Annotated in this window: 13 protein-coding genes; 8 read left to right on the forward strand and 5 right to left on the reverse strand. The window is 64.7% G+C overall.

Annotated features, from left to right (window positions below):
* Window positions 1-90: 90 nt before the first annotated feature.
* Together AC1A0G_RS08320 and AC1A0G_RS08325 are read right to left on the reverse strand one after the other, a co-directional pair.
* Window positions 91-2,295 carry a protein kinase domain-containing protein gene (locus tag AC1A0G_RS08320; protein WP_476528908.1) on the reverse strand — a complete coding sequence of 735 codons (2,205 nt, stop codon included), beginning with the start codon at window positions 2,293-2,295 and terminating at the stop codon, window positions 91-93.
* Window positions 2,296-2,383: 88 nt separating this feature from the next.
* Entirely contained in the window at window positions 2,384-3,484 is a 1,101-nt protein-coding gene (locus AC1A0G_RS08325; RefSeq protein ID WP_476528844.1) for a polyprenyl synthetase family protein, read from the reverse strand.
* Between the two features lie 186 nt (window positions 3,485-3,670).
* On the opposite strand from AC1A0G_RS08325, the gene AC1A0G_RS08330 reads away from it, so the two are divergent.
* The 3 genes from AC1A0G_RS08330 (at window position 3,671) to AC1A0G_RS08340 (ending at window position 8,256) form a co-directional block, all read left to right on the forward strand.
* The gene (locus tag AC1A0G_RS08330; RefSeq protein WP_476528846.1) at window positions 3,671-4,441 is read left to right on the forward strand and encodes a hypothetical protein; all 771 of its coding nucleotides are present in this window, start codon (window positions 3,671-3,673) and stop codon (window positions 4,439-4,441) included.
* Between the two features lie 155 nt (window positions 4,442-4,596).
* Window positions 4,597-5,895, forward strand: coding sequence for an RNA polymerase sigma factor (locus AC1A0G_RS08335; RefSeq protein ID WP_476528848.1), 1,299 nt, complete (start codon window positions 4,597-4,599; stop codon window positions 5,893-5,895).
* Window positions 5,896-5,964: 69 nt separating this feature from the next.
* Window positions 5,965-8,256 (forward strand): DNA gyrase/topoisomerase IV subunit B, encoded by a 2,292-nt coding sequence (locus AC1A0G_RS08340; protein WP_476528850.1) that lies wholly within the window; start codon window positions 5,965-5,967, stop codon window positions 8,254-8,256.
* 179 nt (window positions 8,257-8,435) lie between these two features.
* On the opposite strand, the gene AC1A0G_RS08345 is transcribed toward AC1A0G_RS08340, so the two are convergent.
* Window positions 8,436-9,872, reverse strand: coding sequence for an aspartate ammonia-lyase (locus AC1A0G_RS08345; protein WP_476528909.1), 1,437 nt, complete (start codon window positions 9,870-9,872; stop codon window positions 8,436-8,438).
* A gap of 258 nt (window positions 9,873-10,130) precedes the next feature.
* On the opposite strand from AC1A0G_RS08345, the gene AC1A0G_RS08350 reads away from it, so the two are divergent.
* Window positions 10,131-11,318 carry an MFS transporter gene (locus tag AC1A0G_RS08350; protein ID WP_476528851.1) on the forward strand — a complete coding sequence of 396 codons (1,188 nt, stop codon included), beginning with the start codon at window positions 10,131-10,133 and terminating at the stop codon, window positions 11,316-11,318.
* Between the two features lie 79 nt (window positions 11,319-11,397).
* Here the strand turns inward: AC1A0G_RS08350 and AC1A0G_RS08355 are convergent, their stop codons facing one another.
* A complete protein-coding gene (locus AC1A0G_RS08355; protein ID WP_476528853.1) occupies window positions 11,398-12,834 on the reverse strand; it encodes a DUF4153 domain-containing protein in 1,437 nt (478 codons plus the stop codon).
* Window positions 12,835-12,988: 154 nt separating this feature from the next.
* On the opposite strand from AC1A0G_RS08355, the gene AC1A0G_RS08360 reads away from it, so the two are divergent.
* The 3 genes from AC1A0G_RS08360 to AC1A0G_RS08370 are packed head-to-tail and all read left to right on the forward strand — an operon-like array spanning window position 12,989 to window position 18,666.
* On the forward strand, window positions 12,989-13,588 hold the full coding sequence (locus AC1A0G_RS08360; RefSeq protein WP_476528855.1) for a DUF2975 domain-containing protein: 600 nt from the start codon (window positions 12,989-12,991) through the stop codon (window positions 13,586-13,588).
* On the forward strand, window positions 13,588-13,815 hold the full coding sequence (locus AC1A0G_RS08365; protein WP_476528857.1) for a helix-turn-helix domain-containing protein: 228 nt from the start codon (window positions 13,588-13,590) through the stop codon (window positions 13,813-13,815). The genes AC1A0G_RS08360 and AC1A0G_RS08365 overlap by 1 nt, the downstream gene beginning before the upstream one ends.
* A 51-nt stretch (window positions 13,816-13,866) precedes the next feature.
* Window positions 13,867-18,666 carry an Lhr family helicase gene (locus AC1A0G_RS08370; protein WP_476528859.1) on the forward strand — a complete coding sequence of 1,600 codons (4,800 nt, stop codon included), beginning with the start codon at window positions 13,867-13,869 and terminating at the stop codon, window positions 18,664-18,666.
* A 117-nt stretch (window positions 18,667-18,783) separates the two neighbouring features.
* Here AC1A0G_RS08370 and AC1A0G_RS08375 read toward each other — a convergent pair whose 3' ends face one another.
* Entirely contained in the window at window positions 18,784-21,507 is a 2,724-nt protein-coding gene (locus AC1A0G_RS08375; RefSeq protein ID WP_476528861.1) for a DNA gyrase/topoisomerase IV subunit A, read from the reverse strand.
* Window positions 21,508-21,644: 137 nt separating this feature from the next.
* Here AC1A0G_RS08375 and AC1A0G_RS08380 point away from each other — a divergent pair, with 137 nt between their 5' ends.
* Window positions 21,645-22,928 (forward strand): alkaline phosphatase family protein, encoded by a 1,284-nt coding sequence (locus AC1A0G_RS08380; protein ID WP_476528863.1) that lies wholly within the window; start codon window positions 21,645-21,647, stop codon window positions 22,926-22,928.
* The last annotated feature ends 33 nt before the right edge of the window (window positions 22,929-22,961 follow it).

A 22,961-nucleotide genomic window follows, 5' to 3' on the forward strand; every position in this document is an offset into this window, starting at 1 on the left:
CGACCAGCCGGTAGCGGAAAGTCGCCGGTATGTTTTGGGGGTGCAATCCGTTTGGATTGCACCCCCAAAACATACCTCCATAATCAGCGGTCACACGATCGTCAGCGTGATCACCGTCGCCTTGCCGTTCTCGTCACGCAGCCGGACCTCACCGCCGTCCGCAAGATCGGTGTCCCCGTTCTTCACGGAGCGAACCGTGCCGAACAGGCCTCCCAGCACCTTCTCGGTCTTCACGTCGAAGCCGAGCGCCTTCAGCGTCTTGGTCACGTCGCTTTCCTGCTTGCCGACCAGTCCGGACGGAATCTTCGCCATTTCGGGTCCCTTCGAGATCACCACGTCGACCGAATCGCCCCAGTGCAGCTGTGCACCGGTATCCTCGGACGCCGACACCACCGTTCCCTTGGCGACCTTGTCGTCGTATTCCTCGGTGACGTTCGCGGTCAGCTTCAACTGCGCCAACGCCGATTCCATTTCGGACTGCGTCATGCCGGTGATATCCGGCATGGTCACCGGCATCAGTCCCTTGGACAGCGTGACGGTAATGGTCGCATTGTGCGGCAACGTCGTGCCCGGTTCGATCGCATTGCCATCCGCGTCGGTGATACTGATCGCCGCGCCTTCTGGCAGCGTTTCGGAATACTGGTCCTGCGATTCGTCATGACCGACATTGTCGAAACCCGCCGACTTCAACGCGTCCAGCACGTTCTTGCCGTTATCCGACGACGAGTCGAGAATGTCGTTCGGGACCGTTGCGGTTTTCACGCCCTTCGAAACGACCACGCTCATGGACGATCCACCGCGCTTGCTGATATGCGAGCCGACGGTTTGCGGATCAGCGGAGATGATCGCGCCGGCCGGAACGTTGTCGTCGTTGCGTTCGGTCACGGTGAACGGGATGTCGGATACGCCCAGCGTGCTCTTGTACGCGTTCCAATTCGCGCCGGCGATGCTGCACGACTGGTTGCCGGTGCAGGTCACGTCGTCCGGCTTCGGCACGGTCCAGTAGCTGCCGGGACCGAGGAAATACCACCATGACACGCCGCCTGCGACGGCCGCGATCAACAGTATGGCAAGCGAACCGATGATGATCGGCATCCTCGAACGTGTGGCTGTACCGATCACATGGCCATCGCTGTGACGGCCATGGCCGACTGCGTCGTCCTCATCCGGTAGATCGGCCACGGACAGGATCGGCGTGGACGGAAGCGTCTGCGTGGGTTCGTTCCGATCCGCTCCGGTAGGCAGCGTCTCGGTCGCAGTGCCGCCGTTGCCGTCCCCGGTGGCCGGCATGACACGTGTGGCGGACTGCGGGGACGGGGGAGCGGGAGGAATCACCTGCGTGGCGGGAGGCGCCGGGACCGGGAACGCAGCCGGGGCGGCACTGCCCGTCGTCGGCGCGGACGAACCCTTGCGGTAGGTCCAGGATGCGATGTCCAATTGCCCGGTCAGCTGACGCAGCTCCTGAGCCGCTGCACCGGCATCCGCAGGGCGCGCGTCGACCGCGCGCGCGGTCAGATGCGCGATGAACGCGGCGACCAGCGGATTGATGCCGGGACAGACGGTCGAAATCGACGGCACGTCCTCATGCACGTGCTTGAACACGAGCGTGACCGGATTATCGGAGATGAACGGCACTTCTCCGGCGAGCATCTCCCACGCCATGATGCCCACCGAATACAGATCGCCCTGCGGTGTCGCCTGATTGTTCTCGATCATCTCCGGCGCAAGATACGCCGCGGTGCCCAACAGCATGCCGGTCGAGGAGAGCGTGGCCTGCGATGCGGCCTTCGCCAGGCCGAAATCGGTGATCTGCACATGGCCGCGATCGTTGAGCAGGATGTTCTCCGGCTTGATGTCGCGATGCACCACGCCCGCACGATGGGCCGAGGCGAGGCCATCAAGCGTTTCGGCCACGATGCGCAGCGTCTCGCGCACCGTGAACGTGCCCTGCTCGTTCATCTCGCGGCGCAGGTTCACGCCATGCACGAACTCCATGACCAGAAAATCGAGGCCGTCCACCTCGCCGGTGTCGTACACCTGCACGATATGCGGGTTCGCGATCGAGGCCGCCGACTTCGCCTCGCGGCGGAAGCGTTCCACGAACTGGTCCCGGTGCGGCCCCTGCGCCAGCTGCATGTGCATGACCTTGATGGCGACCGTGCGGTCAAGCCGCGTATCCAACGCCTCATACACCGTGGCCATGCCGCCCTCGGCTATCCTGCGGACGACATGGTAACGATCCTCGATCATCCTCCCGATCAGCGGATCTTCGGGAGTGTGCACGGCTTCGCTCATCTTGTACGTCTGACCCCTCATATCATCATGGAAATCTCATGCCAGTCTACCCGGTGGCATGCCGGGAAGGCGCGTGAAACGGCCGTTCTTACGCAAGAGGTACAAAACGTGCGCACGCCTCGGTCAGCATCGCGGTCCCGTCATCCGACAGTCCAAGCCGTTCGATCGCCGCCCGCGACTGCCGCCATAGGTCGCCGATGCGCTCCTTGGAACGATCCACCGCGCCGGTCGAGCCGAACAGCTCGATGACATGGCGAACCTGATCGTCATCGCGGTGCGCGGCCTCGAACAGGCGCACCAGCTCAGCTCGGTCGGCCGGGGCGGCGGCGTCGAGCGCATCCGCCAGCAGCACGGTGCGCTTGCCTTCGCGGATATCGCCGCCGACCGGTTTGCCGGTGTTCTTGCTCGAACCGATCACGTCCAGCAGATCATCCGCAAGCTGGAACGCGAGTCCCAGCGGCTTGCCGACCTCCAACGCCTTGCCCCGCGCGTCGGCGGGGGAACATCCGGAGGCAAGCAGCGCCAGCTCTATCGGGGCGATCGTCGTATAGCTCGCGGTCTTCCAGCGGAACACGTTCAACGACGCCTCCGCCAACGTGCGCGGATCGTCCAACGGCGTCAGCTCGACGGCCAAATCGAGCACCTGACCGATCTCCACCTCGCGGTGCATGTTCAGGAACGCGGCCACGACCGCATCCGACGACGGCAGGTTGCGGGCCGCGGCGTTGGCGATGTCCACGCTGGCGGTGGCCAGCAGATCGCCCAGCATGATGCCCAGACCGTTGCCGATCGCATCGGAACGCGTCGCCGTCGCCAACGCTCGATGCGCGGACGGTTTGCCTCGCCGCAGATCGGAATCGTCGATGATGTCGTCGTGCACCAGCGCCGCGGTCTGGAACACTTCGATCGCACAGGCCAGATCGAGCGCATGATCGCGTACGTCCGCCGTGCGCTCGTCGCGGCCGGCTGCCGTCGCGTCTGCCGCGGTCGCGTCGAACGCGTCGAGCAGCAGCAGCGCACGCAGCCGTTTGCCGCCTTCGCTGGAGGTCAACGCCTGCCGGGTGACCTCGTCCAGCACGGTGCGGCACGACGCGACGAGGGTGCCCTGCTCGCCCCTAGGGCCGACGGTGGCGTGTACCAGATGGGCGATTCGCGCCTCGATGGCGGCCTTATCCAAGTCAAGATTCATGCCTCTAAGGTTATCCACATAGGTTGTCGAATACAAGAGTGGCGGAATTCCAACGATTTCAACCTTTCGACCACATAGGCCGAAAAACACCACCCAAACGACGCGAATCGTGCATAGTGGTATGCAACGCGCGCGGATGCGCGTGACCGGTTCGCCGGGCAACCCACATAGTCAAGGAGGACGATCATGACCACGACACCACCGACCAATCGAGCGTCGAGGCGCAACACGCGACAGCGCCGCCGCCAGGGCGACCCGCCGCCGGTGCGATCGGCGTCGCCGCTTCCGCCGCGCGTCATCGACGACGACATGTTCCCATCGTCGGATATCCATCATGATTTGGCCGAGGAATCGTTCATCGACGCCGAACTGGAACTGCTGACACGACGATTCCGCGACATGCGGCGATCCATCGGGCCGTCCGACGGGAACCGCGCATGGGTGCGCGACCCGTTCTCGCAATGGATGCGGACTCTGGAATCGGTACGGCGGCCACATGACCCCGCAAGCCTGCTCAGCGACGGCAACATGGCCGTATTCGCCGTGGGTATGGCCGAGTCGCTGCCGATCCGGGACGCCGCGATCGTGTCACTGGTCGTCGGAAGCCCCTGCGACGAACGGATGATGATCGAAATCGCCTCGCAGCCGCATTCCGACCGCGTACGATGCGGCATGTCGGACATGATGACGAGCGCCTTCCATGACGCGCGTGCCAGGCCCGACACCGAACGCTGCCTGAGGGGAACGGCAATGCTGGAGCGGATGAGCGGTGCGGTGCCGGAACGGTGGAAGGTACAGCCATTGGCCGCGCTCGCCTATGTGCTGTGGTGGATGAACGACGATCGTGCCGCAATCCGCGCGCTGGAATGTCTCGCATTGGACGAGAACTGCACGCTCGCCGGCATCGTGGTGTCGCTGGCCGAACGCGACATCCGCCCGGCCTGGAGCGGCTCCTGACGATGCGGCACGTCGCGTTTTTCGTTCGCGCGTGGTGGAACGGGAATAATCGTCCTTGCAAGGTGGTTAACTCCAATAGTTGACGATTTGCCCTTGCCAGAAGTGCGCCTTATGTGGTATAAGCGTGCGGCGGCAGGATCAATAGGAGGATAAGCTTGGCCAAGAAGGATGCGACGGCAACCCAGGACGGCGCCGAGGAAACCGAAAAGGCGACGCCCACACGCAAGACCGCAGCCAAGGCGAAGAAGAAGTCTTCGACGAAAACCTCTGCCGGAACGAAGCGCAAGACCGCCCAGAAGGAGGCTCCCGTAAAGGAAGCCGACGTCACCGACGAAGACGAGATCGAGGACGACGAGGATCAGGACGTCGACGCCGATCTGGACGATCTGGACGACGATCTGGACGACGTTGCCGACGATGACGACGATCTGGACGGCGACGACGATGACGAGTCCGAGGACGACGAGGAGATCGACGACGAGGACGACGACAACCTGACCCCGTCGGGCAATCCGAAGCGTCGCGTCATCGCCGCTGGCGCCACCGCCGATCCGGTCAAGGACTACCTCAAGCAGATCGGCCGCGTGAGCCTGCTGAACGCCGAACAGGAAGTCGACCTGTCGGAGCGCATCGAGGCTGGCCTGTACGCGCAACACCTGCTCGACACCGAGTCCGACAAGATGGACTTCAAGCGCAAGCGCGAGCTCAAGTGGGCCGCGAACGACGGCAAGAAGGCCAAGGACCACCTGCTCGAGGCCAACCTGCGACTCGTCGTCTCGCTCGCCAAGCGCTACACCGGCCGCGGCATGCTCTTCCTCGACCTCATTCAGGAAGGCAACCTCGGTCTGATCCGCGCCGTCGAGAAGTTCGACTGGAAGAAGGGCTTCAAGTTCTCCACGTACGCCACGTGGTGGATTCGCCAGGCCATCACCCGCGCCATGGCCGATCAGGCGCGCACCATCCGCGTGCCCGTGCACATGGTCGAAGTGATCAACAAGCTGAGCCGCGTGCAGCGTCAGATGCTGCAGGATCTCGGCCGCGAGCCCACGCCCGACGAGCTGGCGCGCGAGCTCGACATGCCGGTCGAGAAGGTGCAGGAAGTGCAGAAGTACGGCCGCGAGCCGATCTCGCTGCACACCCCGCTCGGCGAGGACGGCGATTCCGAGTTCGGCGACCTCATCGAGGACACCGACGCCATCGCGCCGTCCGACGCGGTCGCGTTCTCGCTGCTGCAGGAGCAGTTCAAGCAGGTGCTCGAGACGCTGTCCCCGCGCGAGGCCGGCGTCATCAAGATGCGCTACGGCCTCGAGGACGGCCAGCCGAAGACGCTCGACGACATCGGCCGCGTGTATGGCGTGACCCGTGAGCGCATCCGCCAGATCGAGTCCAAGACCATGTCGAAGCTGCGCCACCCCTCGCGTTCGCAGACCCTGCGCGACTTCCTGGATCAATGATCCGCCTTCGTGCTCCCCATGACCGGGGAGCACGATTTTTTCCCACGTGTTGACTGAATAAGGAGAACCATGCCCGAATCCTACGGTGCCGACAGTCTTACCGTGCTCGAAGGCCTTGACGCGGTACGCAAGCGTCCAGGCATGTACATCGGCACGACCGACAGCCAGGGCCTGATGCACTGCCTGTGGGAGATCATCGACAACTCCGTGGACGAGGCCTTGGCCGGCGCGTGCGACCACATCACCGTCACCCTGCATACCGACGGCTCCGTCGAAGTGGCCGACAACGGTCGCGGCATCCCCGTCGACGTTGAACCGAAGACCAAGCTCACCGGCGTCGAGGTCGTGCTCACCAAACTGCATGCCGGCGCGAAGTTCGGCAACGCCTCCTACAACGCCGCCGGCGGTCTGCATGGCGTCGGCTCGTCGGTCGTCAACGCCTTGAGCTCGCGTCTTGACGTGGAGGTCGACCGCGACGGCAAAACGCACCACATGGCGTTCCATCAGGGACATCCCGGCGTGTATGCGGACGCCGATCCGACGCATCCGTCTCCGGACTCGCCGTTCAAACGTACCCGCAAGAACAAGCCGACCGAACTCGAGATCATCGGCAAGGTCAGCCCCAAGACCACCGGCACGCGCATCCGGTACTGGGCCGACCCCGAGATCTTCAACGACACCGCGCAGTTCAGCTACGAGCAGCTCATCGACCGCGTCCGTCAGACCAGCTTCCTCGTGCCCGGGCTGAGGATCACCGTCATCGACGAACATATTCCGGCGACCGGCGACGAAACCGTCGACGAACTGCGTGAGATCGACGACGCGCAGGACGCCGCTGTGACGGAAGCGACGGTCGAATCGACACAGAATGATGGCGGCGAACCGGACCTTGACGATGCCGATGAGACTGCGGCCATTGCCGGCGAATCCGCCGCAGTCGCCGTCGCCAAGGCCGACGCGGCCAGCCACACGCACCGGCGTGTCGAGGAATTCTGCCACACCGGCGGCGTCAAGGACTTCGTGGATTTCCTGTCGAACGGCGAGCCGGTGTCCGACATCTGGCGCATCAGCGGCCAGGACACGTACGTCGAGGAGACGCAGGCCGTCGGCGAGAACGGCGAACTGCATGCGCAGAAGGTCAAGCGCGACTGCGGCGTCGACATCGCCCTGCGCTGGGTCAACGGGTACGATACGGTGATCCGCAGCTTCGTCAACGTCGTCGAGACTCCCGGCGGCGGCATGCACGTCGACGGGTTCCTCCTGAGCCTGACCAAGCAGATCCGCAAAACCGTCGAAGACAACGCCCGCAAGCTCAAAGTCAACCTCAAGGACCCCGCGCAGAAGGTCGAACGCGACGACATCATGGCCGGACTCGTGGCCGTCGTCACCGTGCGCATCGCCGAACCGCAGTTCCAGGGCCAGACCAAGGACGTGCTCGGCACCGCGCAGGTCAAGCCGATCGTCACGAGAATGACTGACCGGCAGTTCGGCGAGATGATCACCGGCTCGAAGCGCGGCTACAAGGAACAGTCCGGCCGCGTGCTCGACAAGATCGTCGGCGAGATGCACGCGCGCATCCAGGCGCGCAAGACCAAAGAGGTCACGCGCCGCAAGAACGCGCTCGAATCCGCCTCCATGCCGCCGAAGCTGTCCGACTGCCAGCCGGGCAACGACGACGTGGCCGAACTGTTCATCGTCGAGGGCGACTCCGCGCTCGGCACGGCCAAGGCCGCGCGCAACTCCGCGTTCCAGGCGCTGCTGCCGATTCGAGGTAAGATCCTCAACGTGCAGAAGGCGTCGCTCGCGCAAATGCTGTCCAACAAGGAATGCGCGGCGATCATCCAGGTCGTCGGCGCCGGCTCCGGCCAGAGCTTCGACATCGAACAGGCGCGGTACAACAAGATCATCATGATGACCGATGCCGACGTCGACGGCGCGCACATCCGTATCCTGCTGCTCACCCTGTTCTACCGGTACATGCGCCCGCTCATCGAAGCGGGGCACGTGTATGCGGCCGTCCCGCCGTTGCATCGCATCGCGTTGGCCGGCTCGCACAAGGGCGAGTACATCTACACGTATTCCGACGACGAACTCGCCGGCAAGCTCGCCGACCTCGACAGGCGCAAGATCTCGTATAACCCGGACATCCAGCGCTACAAGGGTCTGGGCGAGATGGACGCCGACCAGTTGGCGGACACGACGATGGACCCGCGCACGCGTATGCTGCGGCGCATCCGCATGGAGGACGCCGCCCAGGCAGCGGGCATCTTCAGTCTGCTCATGGGCGACGACGTACCGCCGCGCAAGGCGTTCATCGTCGACAACGCCGACGACTTCGACCGCTCCAAGATCGACACCTGATCGGCCTGATCGTCGAGTGTCATTTCGAGCGAGGCGAAGCCGAGTCGAGAAAACTTATACGATGCATGTGGCCGGGGGAGAGGAGATTGCTCCACTCGCTTCGCTCGGTCGAAATGACGGATAGATGATGGGGTCGGCTTTCCGGACGCAATGCCGGAGAGCCGACCCCATTGTCGTCGTCACTGATGTTCGCGGCAGGTCTGCCCGAGCCGGCGAGACAAGGCGATCGGATCAAGCAGTGCGTCGAGCTGTTCGGCCGGCAGGTCGGTGCGCTCGCCGGCGACCTCGCGCACGGACCGTCCGCTGACCGCCGCCTCCTTGGCGATGTCGGCCGCATGCTCGTAGCCGATCGCATCGTTGAGCGTGGCCGCGATCGACGGCGAATACTCGGCGTAGCGGCGTCCCACGGTGGCGTTGATGGTGATGCCGTCCACGCAGCGTTCGCGGAACATCGCCATCGCACGGGTCATGAGGTCGATGCCGCCGAGCAGCGCGTGGATCATCACCGGGTCGAAGGCGTTCAACTGCAGCTGGCCTTCCGATGCGGCCCACGTCACGGTCGTGTCCATGCCGAACACCATGAAGCAGCACTGGTCCACGCATTCGGGGATCACCGGGTTCACCTTGCCGGGCATGATGCTGCTGCCGGCCTGCCGCGCCGGCACGTTGAGATCATTGAATCCGTCATGCGGGCCCGAGTTGAGCAGACGCAGGTCGTCCGCCGCCTTCTTCAGATGGATCGCAAGGTTCTTCACGGTCTGCGACACGGCGATGTACGCGCTCATGTCGGTCATCGCGGCGATCGGATCGGGCGCGGCCGTGATCGGCAAGCCGGTGATGCGGGCCAGATGCTCGGTGGCGGCCTTGCGGAATCGCAGATCGGCGCAGATGCCGGTGCCGATGGCCGTCGCGCCGAGATTGAGCGACATGAGCTGCGGCACGACGCGTTCGAGCTCGTGCGTGTCGGCCTTCATGAAGCTCGCGAACGCGTGGAACTCCTGGCCGTAGGTCATCGGCACGGCGTCCTGCAGCTGCGTGCGGCCGATCGTCACGTCGTTGATGTGCCGGTCGGCCAGATCGTGGAACGCTCGGGCGAGTTTCTTCGTCTCCTCGGCCAGCGGGCCGAGCGCGTCGATCAATGCGATCTTGCATGCGGCCGGATACGTGTCGTTCGTGGACTGGCAGTGGTTCACGTCGTCGTTGGGATGGATGTAGGAGTAGTCGCCGCGGGCGTGGCCGGCGATCTCGAGCGCGCGGTTGGCGATCACCTCGTTCATGTTCATGTTGGTCGAGGTGCCCGCGCCGCCCTGCAGCACGTCCACGGGGAACTGGTCGGCGAGTTTGCCGCCCTCGATCTCGAGACACGCGGCGATGATAGCCCGCGCCTTGGCGTGGTCGATCAGACCGAGTTCCTCGTTGGCTTCGGCGCAGGCGCGCTTGACGGTGGCGTACGCCTTCACGAGCTGCGGATGGGCGGAATCGGGGATGCCGGAGACGGTGAAGTTGCCGATCGCGCGTTGCGTGTGGATGCCCCAGTAGACGTCCGCCGGCACCTCCATCGTGCCGATGCAGTCGTGCTCGGTCCTGGTCTGCCGCATCGTATCGCTTGTGGTCATCATGTTGCTCCTTTATTCGGCTTGTGGCCTTATGTTCCGTCACCATCATGACGGGTTTGCGCGCGACATGCCATAGTTCGCCGTGCGCGAAGGGTCGTTGACGCGACCGTCGCTCGGGAAAGTTCGGCGACGCCCGGCGTGTCGCTGCTTACCGACTGGTAATTATCAAACTGTTCCGGTATGGTGTGTACGAACGTACATATTGGGTTCGTCGAATGACGACATGATCTTCGACCGGATATCGCGAAAGGAACCGTCGTGGTCAATCTGCTGCTCGCCGTGATCTACATCGCCTTCATCAGCCTCGGTCTGCCCGACGCGCTGCTCGGCTCCGCATGGCCGACCATGAGCCAGGATCTGGGGGCGCCCGTCTCGTGGGCGGGCGGCATCTCGATGACGATCTCCGCCGGCACGATCGTCTCCGCGCTCCTGAGCGACCGCATGACGCTGCGGTTCGGCGCGGGCCGCGTCACCGCCGTATCGGTCGGCATGACCGCCGCCGCGCTGCTCGGCTTCTCCATCGCGCCGAACTACTGGGCGCTCATCGGCATGGCCATCCCGTACGGGCTTGGCGCCGGCGGCGTGGACGCGGCGCTCAACAACTACGTCGCCATCCACTACGAAAGCAAGCACATGAGCTGGCTGCACTGCATGTGGGGCGTCGGCACGCTCGTCGGGCCGTACGTCATGGGCCATGCGCTGTCCAACGGCCAGGGATGGCCGTGGGGCTACCGGTACATCGGCATGCTGCAGATCATGCTCACCGTCATGCTGGTGTTCAGCCTGCCGCTGTGGAGGTCGCGCAAGACGTCCGGCGGCGAGGCGGGCGATACGGGCGGGGCCGCGCCCGCTGCGGAACCGCGCAAGCCGTTGGGCGTCAGGGGCGTGCTCGCCATCCGCGGCGCCAAGGAGATCCTCGTGATGTTCCTGTGCTACTGCGCCATCGAACAGACCGCCATGCTGTGGGGCAGCAGCTACATGGTGCTCGCCGACGGCGTCGACAAGGTGACCGCCGCCAGCCGCATCGCCGTCCTCTACTTCGGCATCACCATCGGCCGTGCCCTGAGCGGATTCCTCACCATGCGCCTGTCCGACCCCGCCATGATCCGCCTCGGCCAGGCGCTCATCCTCGCGGGGCTCATCGTCATGCTGCTGCCGCTGCCGAACCATCTCGGCGTCTACGCCGGACTCGCCGTGCTCGGCCTCGGCTGCGCCCCCGTCTACCCGTGCATCATCCATTCGACGCCCGCCTATTTCGGCGAGGAGAACTCGCAGGCCATCGTCGGCGTGCAGATGGCCTGCGCCTATGTCGGCACCATGCTCATGCCGCCGCTGTTCGGCCTCATCGCCCAATACGTGACCATCCGCCTGTTCCCGCTTTACCTGTTCGCCTTCCTTGCGCTCATGGTCGCCATGCACGAAACGTTGCGTAGGAAGCGTGGCTGAGGCGCTCGCCGGCCGCGCTCTGCGATGGTGCTCCACCGGCAGTGCGACGACAGGACGAAACGATTCGTCGGCCTATCGACTACATGAACGGCGGGAACCCGTGCGCCATGTTGTATCGCTCGATCAGCGCCACTGGATCGCAATACCCCAGCACGACATACCAGACCACGAACAGCACGAAGCACGTCGTGGTCAGCGGCAGCCGTGCGAACCGCATCCGCGCCAGGCACAGCGCCAGCATCACGGCGAGCAGTCCGATGAACGTCAGCGATGCGAACCGCAGCCACGTCAGGCCGTACGCGCCCACATACAATCCCAGCCTCGTCGCAGCCGACGCCAACATCACGCCGGTCGCCGCAACCAGGCCGACCAGCATCGCCTCGATCATGCGAGTGCGCTTCGCATATGTCAGTACAAGGCCGAACATCGCCAGATTCACCGCCGCGACGAACAACAGTTGGAAGAACCCGCCGCGCGCGTATTCGGCATACGTCAGACCGCCTGGAAGCCCCTCGCCGGCAAACAGGAACGTGAACTGCACCACGCAGAACAACGCATACACCGCCAGTACCAGACCCAGCACGATGGCAGTCACCAGCGTGTCCAACGACAGTGACACGGACTTGCCGTACAGCGCCGCCATCTCGCCATCGGAACGCTCCTGATTGTCCAGCAGCGAAAACAGGAACGGCATCGGCAGCAGCACCGCGAGCGCATGCATAAGCAACGACGTGAGATCAAGGTCGCCGAACAGACGCGAGATGCCATACGACACCACCATGTCGGCGCTCGCCAGCAGCGCGACCAGCACGGTCAGCACCGGCACGGAGATCAGCAGTGCGACGCCGATGCGACGCATCGTCGGACGTTGCCTGCCGCTGATGGCGGCGTGGACCGCCGACGATATTGCCCGTCCGAACCGTCCGAGCCCGGTGAACGGCTGGATCAGCCAGCCTGTCAGCCAGCGCAGCGCAATGCCGAACGGATGGCGGGCGTCGTAGCGTCCGTTGGCCAGCTGTACGTGCAGCATCAGCAGCGACGGAATGGCGCATATGCCGGTGATGAGGCCGTATTCGAGGTTGTCCGAGAACATGCCGTGCGCCGACATGACCAGCCAGACGGCAAGCGCGGCGATGGCGGCGGTGGTGAACCATGTCAGCGGACGCCGGCATGCGGCATGCCAGTGCAGCGCGGTGACGATGGCGACGCAGGATAGCCAGAATGCCGCGAATAACAGACTCGCGGTGCGGATGTGTCCGTAGGTCGATGGCGGTCCGGCCAACACCATGCGATCGAACAGCAGCGGAATAATGAACGAAGCGACGAGCAGCTGGATGGTGCGAGGTTTGGGTGTCTGTTCGGCAGTTGCGGCGGGCTGCGTGTTGGGGGAGACCGCGGCGGTGTCGGTTTGGCTCGGTTCGTAGGCCTGTTCGACGGGCGTGATGCCGGATTCGGACTGGGTGCCGGATATATCTTCGGATTGGATTTCGGTTGATTCGTGACGCGAAGTGCTCATGCTGCCAGCGTAAGGTCGCGCTGTGGGGCGTCGGGTGGTCAGAGTCTGGTTCTTCACCAAATTTGCATATCGAAAAACGATAGATTACTATCGAGTTACGTTTAGTGATAATCGATTGTCGATAGTGATTGTCGAATGGGAAGGCGGTGTTGATATGGGAGGCATCAGTCGGTTACGAGGTTGCGTGGCATCCGCCGTGCCGTCGGCGGATGACGACGCGCGGACATGGAGGGAATTCCATCCGCGGGCGATCGCCGCGCTCAAGGTGCTGATCGTATTGTTCGAGCTGATCTGCCTATGGGGGCAAATCGTCATGTATGTTGCGGCTGGCGATTTCGTGACGGCATTCCCGGAATTTGCGGCCGCGAGATGGCCATACACCGTTGCCGGGCTGCTCGGCGTCACATGCTTCGAGGTCGCGCTGGTGCCGCTGTGGAACCTGCTGACGTTGGTGAAGCGGCGAGACGTATTCTCCGGCAAGGCGATCCTGTGGGACAACGTCATCATCGGATGCGCCGGCGCGGAAGGCGTGCTGGTGCTGTTCGTGCTGCTGTACAACTCGTTCGTCCATAACGCCTACTACGACGCGTATCAGGGTGTGATGACGGACGTGGCGATGGGCGCGTTCGCATTGAGCCTCGCCTGTGTCGTCGCGCTGCTGCTCATCGTCGCCTTCATCCTGCTCATGCTCGTCATGCGTTCGCTGCTTGCGGCGGCCATCGCTCAGCGCGACGAGCTTGAGGCGGTGATCTGATGACGATTCGCGTAAACCTCGACGTGATGCTTGCCAGACGCAAGATGAGCGTGAGTGAGTTCGCCGAGCGCATCGACATCACGCCGGTCAACGTGTCCGTGCTCAAGAACGGCCGCGCCAAGGCCATCCGTTTCTCCACGCTCGACCGCATCTGCGAGGTGCTTGATTGCCAGCCCGGCGACGTGCTCGAATGGGTCGACGATGATGATGCGGACGGGGCGTCGTAGACAAGGGCGTCGCGTGTCGCATCGTCCGCGGCTCCGGGCATAATCGAACACATGTACGAATGTTTGAATCTGTTCTCGGAGCCCACCAAGGCATGGTTCAAACATGCGTTCGTCAGGCCGACCGATGCCCAGCAAGCGGCATGGCCGGCCATCCAATCAGGCAGGAACGTGCTGGTCATCGCGCCCACCGGCTCGGGAAAGACCCTGTCCGCATTCCTTTCGGCCATCGACCGGCTGATGGGGGAACGGGCCGCACGTCCAGCGCCCGAGACGGTCCTTGCCGCCAAGCCGTCTCCATCCGGTCCATCGGCGGCCGGCCGCAAACGGCGGGCCGATCGCCGAGGCGTCACGGTACTGTACGTCTCGCCGTTGAAAGCGCTCGCCGTTGACGTAGCCAAGAACCTGCAAACGCCGCTTGAGGGCATCGCCGCCCAATGCGAAGCGATGGGGCTACATGCGCCGAACATCGCCGTAGCGACCCGCAGCGGCGACACCACACCGCAGGAGCGGCGGGCCATCGTCGCCCATCCTCCGGACATCCTCGTCACCACGCCGGAATCCCTGTACCTGCTGCTCACCTCCAAGGCGCGTCGTATCCTGAACACGGTCGATACGGTGATCGTGGACGAGGTGCACGCGCTCGCCGGCACCAAACGCGGCGCGCACCTCGCGCTCAGTCTCGAACGGCTCGATCTGCTCACCGGTGCGCCGGCGCAGCGCATCGGGCTGTCCGCAACCGTCAACCCGCCCGAAGCCGCGGCACGGTTCCTTGGCGGCGTACAGCCGGTCGACATCGTCAACCCCAAGTCCAGTCCGGCGATGGACCTGCGCGTGATCGAACCATTGGCGAACATGCGTGACCTGCAATCCGCCAACGCGTCGTCGCGCGCCGGAGGCGTGGATGTCCAGCGTGCCGGTACCCAGCCCATCTCCGGCGTCACGCCGGCCATGAGACGACTCGCCGAACGACGCGGGTTGACGGCCGATGCAGAACCTGCGCATAGCAGGCGTGCACCGTCGTCCTCTGCACGGGAAGACTCCGGCGACACCGTCGATCTTGTCGGCGCGAACGGCGACCGGACCTCCGGCTCCATCTGGCCGGTCGTGGAACGCAGCGTGCTCGACGAGATCCTCGCACACCACACCACGCTGGTGTTCGTCAATTCGAGAGGATTGGCGGAAAAACTCACCGCGCGGCTCAACGACCTCTACACCGAGCGGCGTGGCGCCGCCCATCCCATTACTTCTCCGGAAGGACGAGGCTTCGCCGGCCATTACGACGCGGTGGTCGGGTCGACCACCATGCTCGTGCAATCGCATGAACCGGGCGACGTGATCGCGATGGCCCATCACGGTTCCGTCTCCAAGGACCGGCGCAAGCAGATCGAGGAACAGCTCAAACGAGGCCAACTGCGCTGCGTGGTAGCCACCAGCAGCCTCGAACTCGGCATCGATATGGGATCGGTAGATCTGGTCATCCAAATCTCGCCGCCGTTATCGGTCGCATCCGGTCTGCAGCGTGTGGGCCGCGCCGACCACCGTGTCGGAGGTGTCTCACACGCGCTGTTCTATCCGTTGACCCGCGAACAGATCATCGGCGTCGCCGCCAGTCTCGAAAGCATGAAGGCTGGAGCACTCGAGTCGCTGGCCATACCGCGCAACCCGCTCGACATCCTCGCCCAGCAAACCGTCGCCGCCGCGGCGATGGGCGACCTCAAACCGGACGATTGGTATGCGACGGTACGCAAGGCAGCCCCGTTTAACGACCTTGGGCGTGACATGTTCGACGCGGTCATGGGCATGATGGCCGGCGCCTACAACAGCGAGGACTTCTCCGCGTTCCGGCCACCGCTCATGTGGAACCGGGAGGACGACATCATCTCCGCTCGGCCCGGTGCGCAGCGGCTTGCCGTCACCAGCGGTGGTACCATTCCCGACCGCGGACTCTACACGGTCGTCCTTCCCGAAGCGGACGCCGGCAAAGGGCCACGACGCGTCGGCGAACTCGACGAGGAGATGGTCTACGAATCACGTGTCGGCGACGTGATCACCCTCGGCACCTCCACATGGCAGATCCAGGAGATCACACGCGACCGGGTCGTCGTCATCCCCGCGCCGGGACGCACCGCACGACTGCCGTTCTGGCACGGGGAAGGCAACGGCCGCGACTACGGGTTCGGCAAAGCCAAGGGCCGGTTCATCCGCGACATCGCCCGAGGGCTGCCCGACCCGACGCGATCTGCGACGCTCGCCGGCGATATGAGCGGGGACATATCTGCGGGAAGCAAACCACGTTTCGACAAAGACACGGAACGGCGTCTGCGTGAGGACGGCCTTGACGACAACGCCATCGACAATCTCGCCACGCTGCTCTCTGAGCAGCGGGCGGCAACCGGTATCCTGCCCGGCGACCGCGATATCGTCATCGAACGGTGCCCCGACGAGGAAGGCGACTGGCGTATCATCGTGCACTCGCCGTTCGGCCGACGCGTGCACGAACCGTGGGCGATGGCCATCACCACCCGGTTGAAGCAGCGGTACGGATTCGACGGGCAGGTGTACGCGGCCGACGACGGCATCATCATCCGTCTGCCCGACGGGGAAGGGTCCATACCCGTTCAGGAGCTCGTCAGGTTCGACCCCGACGAACTGCAACGCATCATCGAAACGCAGGTGGGGGAGAGCGTGCTGTTCGCCGCGCGGTTCCGCGAATGCGCGGCGCGATCCCTGTTCCTGCCACGCACCGAACCCGGCAAGCGTGTGCCCCTCTGGCAGCAGCGGCTTCGCGCCGCTCAGCTGCTCAACGCCGCCAGACTGCGTCGGAACTTCCCGCTCTTATTGGAAACCGCGCGCGAATGTCTGCAGGATGTCTACGATCTGCCGGCCCTGCGCGAGATCATGACCTCACTCGATGCCGGCACCATCGTCCTGCACGTCACGGATACGCAGGTACCGTCGCCGTTGGCGGAGAACCTGCTGTTCGGATTCGTCGGCGCGGTCATGTACCAGTACGACGTGCCTCAGGCCGAACGCAGCACGCAGATGCTGTCGATGGACCCGGACGTGCTGGAACGACTGCTCGGCACCACCGACATGTCCACGGTGCTCGACCCGGAGGTGATCGCGGAAGTCGAACAACAGCTTGCCGATCGTACGTTCTGGAACGAATTGGACGATCATGACATCGATGGCCGGGTCGCCCGCTACGCCAAAACCCACGGGCCGTTCACCGCCGACCGGATGATCGTCGATCTGCATGTTGCGGCCGACGACGCCGTGCACGCGCTGGACCGGCTCAAACAGCGGGGCGAACTGTTGACCGGCACGTTCATGAGCGGCCTTGAGGGCACGCAATGGCTGCACCGGGACGTCTTCCGTCGTATTCGCGCCAAGTCGCTGGCCAAGGCGCGCAAGGCGATACGGCCGGTCGAACCAGCCGTGTTCCAGGCATTCCTGCTTGACCGGCAAGGCGTCGGCCCGGTCGGCGGAGCGCATTGGCAGGGCCAGGACGGGCTGATGCGCGTCATCGAACAGCTCGAGGGCGTGGCCTTGCCGCTGACGGTGTGGGAAGCCTCGGTATTTCCCGCACGGGTGGGCGACTATGCGCCGGCCATGCTGGACGAGCTGATCGCCAACGGGGACGTGGTATGGGAAGGCTGCAAAGCCACGGACACCAAGGCCAGCGAACCGGGACAGATCATGTTCCATCCCGCCGATTCGCTCCTGTACGGCCGGGACATGCAGGATCGCATCGGAGCAAACGCCGATGGGCAGCGAACATGGTCAGAGGATAACCCTCTGACCATACCCGAGGCAATCCTTGCCGCGCTGTCGTCCGGGGGAGCCTACCGCGCCGACCAGTTGGCGCAACTCGCACGGGAACGATGGCATGAGGCCGGCACGGACATCGTCGATCCAAGCACCGGCGAGATCGTGCCGCAGGCATGGTCGCAACACCAGTTCGAGGGAGCCCTCTGGTCGCTTGTCTGGCAAGGCAAGATCACCAACAGCTCGTTGAACTCGGTGCGGGCGCTGGACGCGGGGAACAAGTCGGCACGCACCCCGGCGCGAGCCTCCCGGCGGCGCATCCGCGTACAGGCGCGTACGCCAGCGACGCTTGGCGGACTATGGTCAGCGCCCATTGCGCAAGACATTCCCGAACAAGACAGTGAGCCGTTGCCTCCATCGACGGCGGATATGGACGCATCGGTGGGCGGCGAGACGGTCACGCCCGAACGCCGTGCCATCGCACAGGTGGAGATACTACTCGACCGTTATGGCGTCATCGCGCAGCCACTGGTCGAGCAGGACGACATCGAAGGCGGATTCTCCGCGCTGTATCCTGTGCTCAAACGGATGGAAGAGCACGGTCTGCTCACGCGCGGCATGTTCGTCACCGGGTTCGGCGCGGCCCAGTTCGCCGCCTCCGATACGGTGAACATGCTGCGCGAGAGCAACGGCCAATGGCACAGCCAATCCGACGTCGCACTGGATGCCACCGATCCCGCCAACCTCACCGGATCGGTCATCGCATGGCCGGCCAACACGGGCCGGCCGACACGCAGAGCCGGCACCATGATCGTGCTCGAACACGGCAAGCCGGTACTGTACGCCGCGCCGCGCACCCACCATCTGCTCGCCTTCGACCAAGACGAGAACGTGTTGCGTCCCGCCTGCGCCGAACTTGCCTATACCCTGCAGCGGCAAACAGGTCTGCCCGGCGCCTTGCCGGGCGGCGTCACCTTCGCCGACCTCAACGGCGAGCCATTGACCCGGCGCGGCGACGCAACCCGTATCCTGCACGCCGCCGGCTTCACTCCTTGCCCACAGGGGATGAAGCTCTACCGGTGAACGGAATGGATCAGGACCGGAGAAAGAAGTCCGGCAACGGCATGGAACGGCATGTGCGAACGTGCGCCAGCAGGGCAGGAGATGGTCGTTACCCCTGCCCGTTTCCCCGGTCCGCACTTACGCGATGAACGTGATCGGAGCGGGCAGATCGACGCCCGAACCGTCACGACGCATGTCGGGCGCCGGCAACGCCACCGGCGAACCGGCTTCGGTGGAGGCATGCAGCGGGTAGGCGCCGACCCATGCAAGGATCAGCGTGTTCTGCCCCTTGAGGAAGCGCTGCGAACGCACGCCGCCCGTGCCACGGCCCTTGGTCGGGTACAGTTCGAACGGCGTGACCTTCGCCGAACCGTTCTCCGTGCCGGCCAATGCATCCTTGTCTCCCGCCACCGTGAGCACCACCGTGCCGGAACCGGCTTCCGCATCATCGCCACCGGTCCACGCGATCTTGCCAGCCGGCACCACATTGAACGACAACGCCACGCATTCGTCGGCCAGACGGATGCCCGCCATGCCAGCCGCCGTGCGTCCCTGAGGACGCACATTCTTCGCCTCGAACGTCAGCAGGGAGGAATCCGACGAGACGAACACCAGCCGGTCATCATCCGCCGCATCCGCCGCGGACAGCACGCGGTCGCCGTCCTTCAGATCGATCACGCTCCACGAATCCATCGTGGTCGGCGCCTCACGGTTCCAACGCTTCACCACGCCACCGCGCGTACCGATCGCCAACGGCGGCAGCTCGGTCACCGCATCGCCCGAAGCATCACGGCCCGCCGCGAACTCGGGCTGCTCCACACCGTTCAGCGTGCCGGTCAACGCCACGGCCGCCACCACATGCTCGCCATGCACCGGCTCGGTGCTTTCGGTCATGCCGATCAGCTCGTCCGCGCGCACGCCGCCGGTCACGCTCAACGATTCGGCCGCAGGCAGCGACGGCAGCTCCACCACATGCGCCAGCACCAGACGGCCGGCCGACGTGACCAGTCCATACGAGGAACGCGTGGACGTGCGGATGATCGACACGATCTGATCATCCGGTTTGCGCGGATCGGACACCGAACGCGACTCCCACACATCCCAAGCGGTCTGCGACGTACGCGCGATCAGACCGGACGCGCTCAGCATCACCACGCACGGCTCGTCGTCGATCTGCAAGGCGGCCGCCGTCACCGCGGCACCGTCCTCGCCGGCCTTCTTCGCCGCCGCCGCGGCCGCGGCCACATCGGCAGCGGCCGACGACAGCCTGGTCGCGGTACGGGCCGCCTCCAACGCCGCGGACGACGCCGCATCGTCGCCATGCGCAGTCACCGGCGTGAGCGCGCCATCCGGCCCCTCATCCAGCAGCACCGTGCGTCGCGGAGAGCCATAGGCCGCCACGGCCTCGTCCATCTCACGCACCACCACGCGGTCCAGCTCCTCGGCCGACGCGAGGATGCGCTCCAACTCCTCGATGCGCTGCTTGAGATCGTCGCGCTCCGCCTCCAGCTCGATGCGGCTCATCTTCGTGAGCCTACGCAGCCGCAGGTCGAGAATGTACTGCGCCTGGATGTCGTCGAGATCGAACACCGCGATCAGCCGGTTCTTCGCCGCATCCGCATCCTCGGACGTGCGGATCACCTGAATCACCTCGTCGATGTCGAGCAGCGCGAGCAGCAGGCCCTCGACCAGATGCAGCCGTTCCAACGCCTTCTTGCGACGGAACTCGCTGCGTCGGCGCACCACCACGCGCCGATGGTCGATCCACACCGAGAGCATCTCCTTCAAGCCCATCGTGTGCGGACGGCCGTCCACCAGCGCCACGTTGTTCATCGTGAAGTTGTCCTGCAGCGGCGTGTTGCGGAACAGCTGGGCGAGCACCGCGTTCGGATCGAACCCGGTCTTCACCTCGATCACAAGCCTCGTGCCGTTATGCCGGTCGGTCAGGTCGATCGCGCCCGAAATGCCTTCCAACTTATGGTTCTTCACACCCTCGGAGATGCGTTCGAGCACGCGTTCGGGACCGACCATGTACGGCAGTTCGGTCACGACGATTGCCTTCTTGCGGGCCGTCACGTTCTCGATATGCGTCTTGGAGCGGGTCGTCAGCGACCCACGGCCCGTCTCATACGCCTCGCGGATGCCGTCGCGGCCGATGATGATGCCGCCGCCCGGCCAATCCGGCCCCGGCACGTAGCGCATCAGCTCCTCGAGGGATGCCGTCGGATACTTCATGAGATGCTTGGCGGCCGCGACCACCTCGCCGAGATTATGCGTCGCCATGTTCGTGGCCATGCCCACCGCGATGCCCGAACCGCCGTTGACCAGCAGGTTCGGAATCGCCGACGGCAGCACGGTCGGCTCCTTGAGCTTGTTGTCGTAGTTCGGCGTGAAATCGACCGTATCCTCGTCGATGTCCGCGTTCATGCCGAGCGCCGCCGGAGCCAGACGGGCCTCCGTGTAACGCGAGGCCGCCGGGCCGTCATCCAGCGAACCGAAATTGCCGTGGCCGTCCACTAGCGGCAGACGCATCGCGAACGGCTGCGCGAGACGCACCATCGCCTCGTAGATCGCCGAATCGCCATGCGGATGCAGCTTGCCCATCACCTCGCCGACCACGCGCGCCGACTTCATGTACGGACGATCCGGATTGAGGTTCATCTGACCCATCTGGTAGATGATGCGCCGCTGCACCGGCTTCAAACCATCCCTCGCGTCGGGCAGGGCGCGCGCATAGATCACCGAATACGCGTACTCGAGGAACGACTTGCTCATCTCCTCGTTCAACGGCGTTTCGACGATATGCTCCTTGACCTTGCGCAGATCATAGGCGGGCTGTGCCGGCTTGCGATGCGATGCCATGCGTGCGTGCTCCCCACTGTGTCGATGAATGTCGATGATCCCTCACGCCGGCGATTCATGCCGGCCAACCGCACCATGATATCGAAACCGCACGCCAAGCCATGCGAAATTCACCCCGCAGTGATTGAATGGGAGCCATGAATGTGGATGTTCCGGACATGGAAGAACTCTTGCGATTCGCGCCGATCGCACGATACGACGATCACGACCCCGGCCAAACCGGCGACCCGGCCGATGCCTCGAACGGTCACGCGAACGTCAATGATAACGGCGACGGCACGCGAGGGGGAGCGCTGCACCTGTCGGCCGTACTGCCCGCCGTCAGCGCCGCGATCGGCCACCCCATCGCCACCGCCATCCACCATGATCCGGCCGCGGCGCAACGTGCGCTCGGACTGCCCGACGCGACATCCGCGATCGTCGTGCTCGTCGACGGACTCGGCTACTGGAACATCGCCATGCGGCTCGGCCACGCACCCTACCTGCGCTCGCTGATGAACGAGCCGGCCAACCAGCGACCCATCGCCACCTGCGCCCCCAGCACCACAACCGCCGCGATGGCCGCGTTCGGCACCGGCACATGCCCGGGGCTGACCGGCATGGCCGGATACACACAGCTCAACCCGCACACCGGCAAGCTCTGCCAGCTCATCCAATTCACCGACGCGCCCGAGCCGGCCGACCTGCAACGCCAGCCCACCGTATTCGAACGGCTGCGCGAGCAGGAGGTGCGCGTCACCAGTTCCGGTCTGCCGAAATTCAAGAATTCGCCGCTGACCGAAGCAGCATTGCGCGGCAGCGACTACATCGGTTCCGTCACCCCGCGCGACCGCGTCATGGTCGCCTGCAACGCGGCGAAGACACCGGGACTGACCTACCTGTACATCCGCGACGCCGACAAGATCGGCCACGGCTACGGTTGGGATTCCGACAAGTGGATCGCCGTGTTCGAACGCATCGACGCGCAGCTCGCCCTGCTCAAACGCAGCGCGCCCGCCGGCACGCTGATCGTCATCACCGCCGACCACGGCATGATCACGGCCGATCCCGAACAGCGCATCGACATCGCCGCGGAACCCGAACTCAGCCGTGGCGTAGCCGTGGTCGGGGGAGAGCCGCGCTCGCTCATGCTCTATGCGCAGGACGACGAGAATCCGGCCGACATCGCCTCGCACTGGCGTGAGCGGCTCGGCGATCTCGCGCTGGTGCGCACCAAGGACGAGGCGATCGGCCAGGGACTGTTCGGCCCGGTGGACGAGCGCATCCGCCCGATGCTCGGCGACGTGATCGTTTCGGCCCGTCAGGCCGTCACGATCGTGGACTCGCGCATCCAATCGGACAAGGCCATGCAGCTGCCGAGCGTGCACGGCTCCCACAGTTGGCTGGAATCCGACATCCCCTGCCTGATCGACGTGGCGTGACGGTCGACTGATGATCGGCCGGCTTTTCCGGTC

The organism is Bifidobacterium sp. LH_230, from assembly GCF_056357555.1.

Coding starts and splice junctions, on each gene's coding strand:
- AC1A0G_RS08320 (WP_476528908.1), bottom strand. CDS start 2,295: ATGAGCGAAGCCGTGCACACTCCCGAAGATCCGCTGATCGGGAGGATG.
- AC1A0G_RS08325 (WP_476528844.1), bottom strand. CDS start 3,484: ATGAATCTTGACTTGGATAAGGCCGCCATCGAGGCGCGAATCGCCCAT.
- AC1A0G_RS08330 (WP_476528846.1), top strand. CDS start 3,671: ATGACCACGACACCACCGACCAATCGAGCGTCGAGGCGCAACACGCGA.
- AC1A0G_RS08340 (WP_476528850.1), top strand. CDS start 5,965: ATGCCCGAATCCTACGGTGCCGACAGTCTTACCGTGCTCGAAGGCCTT.
- AC1A0G_RS08345 (WP_476528909.1), bottom strand. CDS start 9,872: ATGACCACAAGCGATACGATGCGGCAGACCAGGACCGAGCACGACTGC.
- AC1A0G_RS08355 (WP_476528853.1), bottom strand. CDS start 12,834: ATGAGCACTTCGCGTCACGAATCAACCGAAATCCAATCCGAAGATATA.
- AC1A0G_RS08360 (WP_476528855.1), top strand. CDS start 12,989: ATGGGAGGCATCAGTCGGTTACGAGGTTGCGTGGCATCCGCCGTGCCG.
- AC1A0G_RS08365 (WP_476528857.1), top strand. CDS start 13,588: ATGACGATTCGCGTAAACCTCGACGTGATGCTTGCCAGACGCAAGATG.
- AC1A0G_RS08370 (WP_476528859.1), top strand. CDS start 13,867: ATGTACGAATGTTTGAATCTGTTCTCGGAGCCCACCAAGGCATGGTTC.
- AC1A0G_RS08375 (WP_476528861.1), bottom strand. CDS start 21,507: ATGGCATCGCATCGCAAGCCGGCACAGCCCGCCTATGATCTGCGCAAG.
- AC1A0G_RS08380 (WP_476528863.1), top strand. CDS start 21,645: ATGAATGTGGATGTTCCGGACATGGAAGAACTCTTGCGATTCGCGCCG.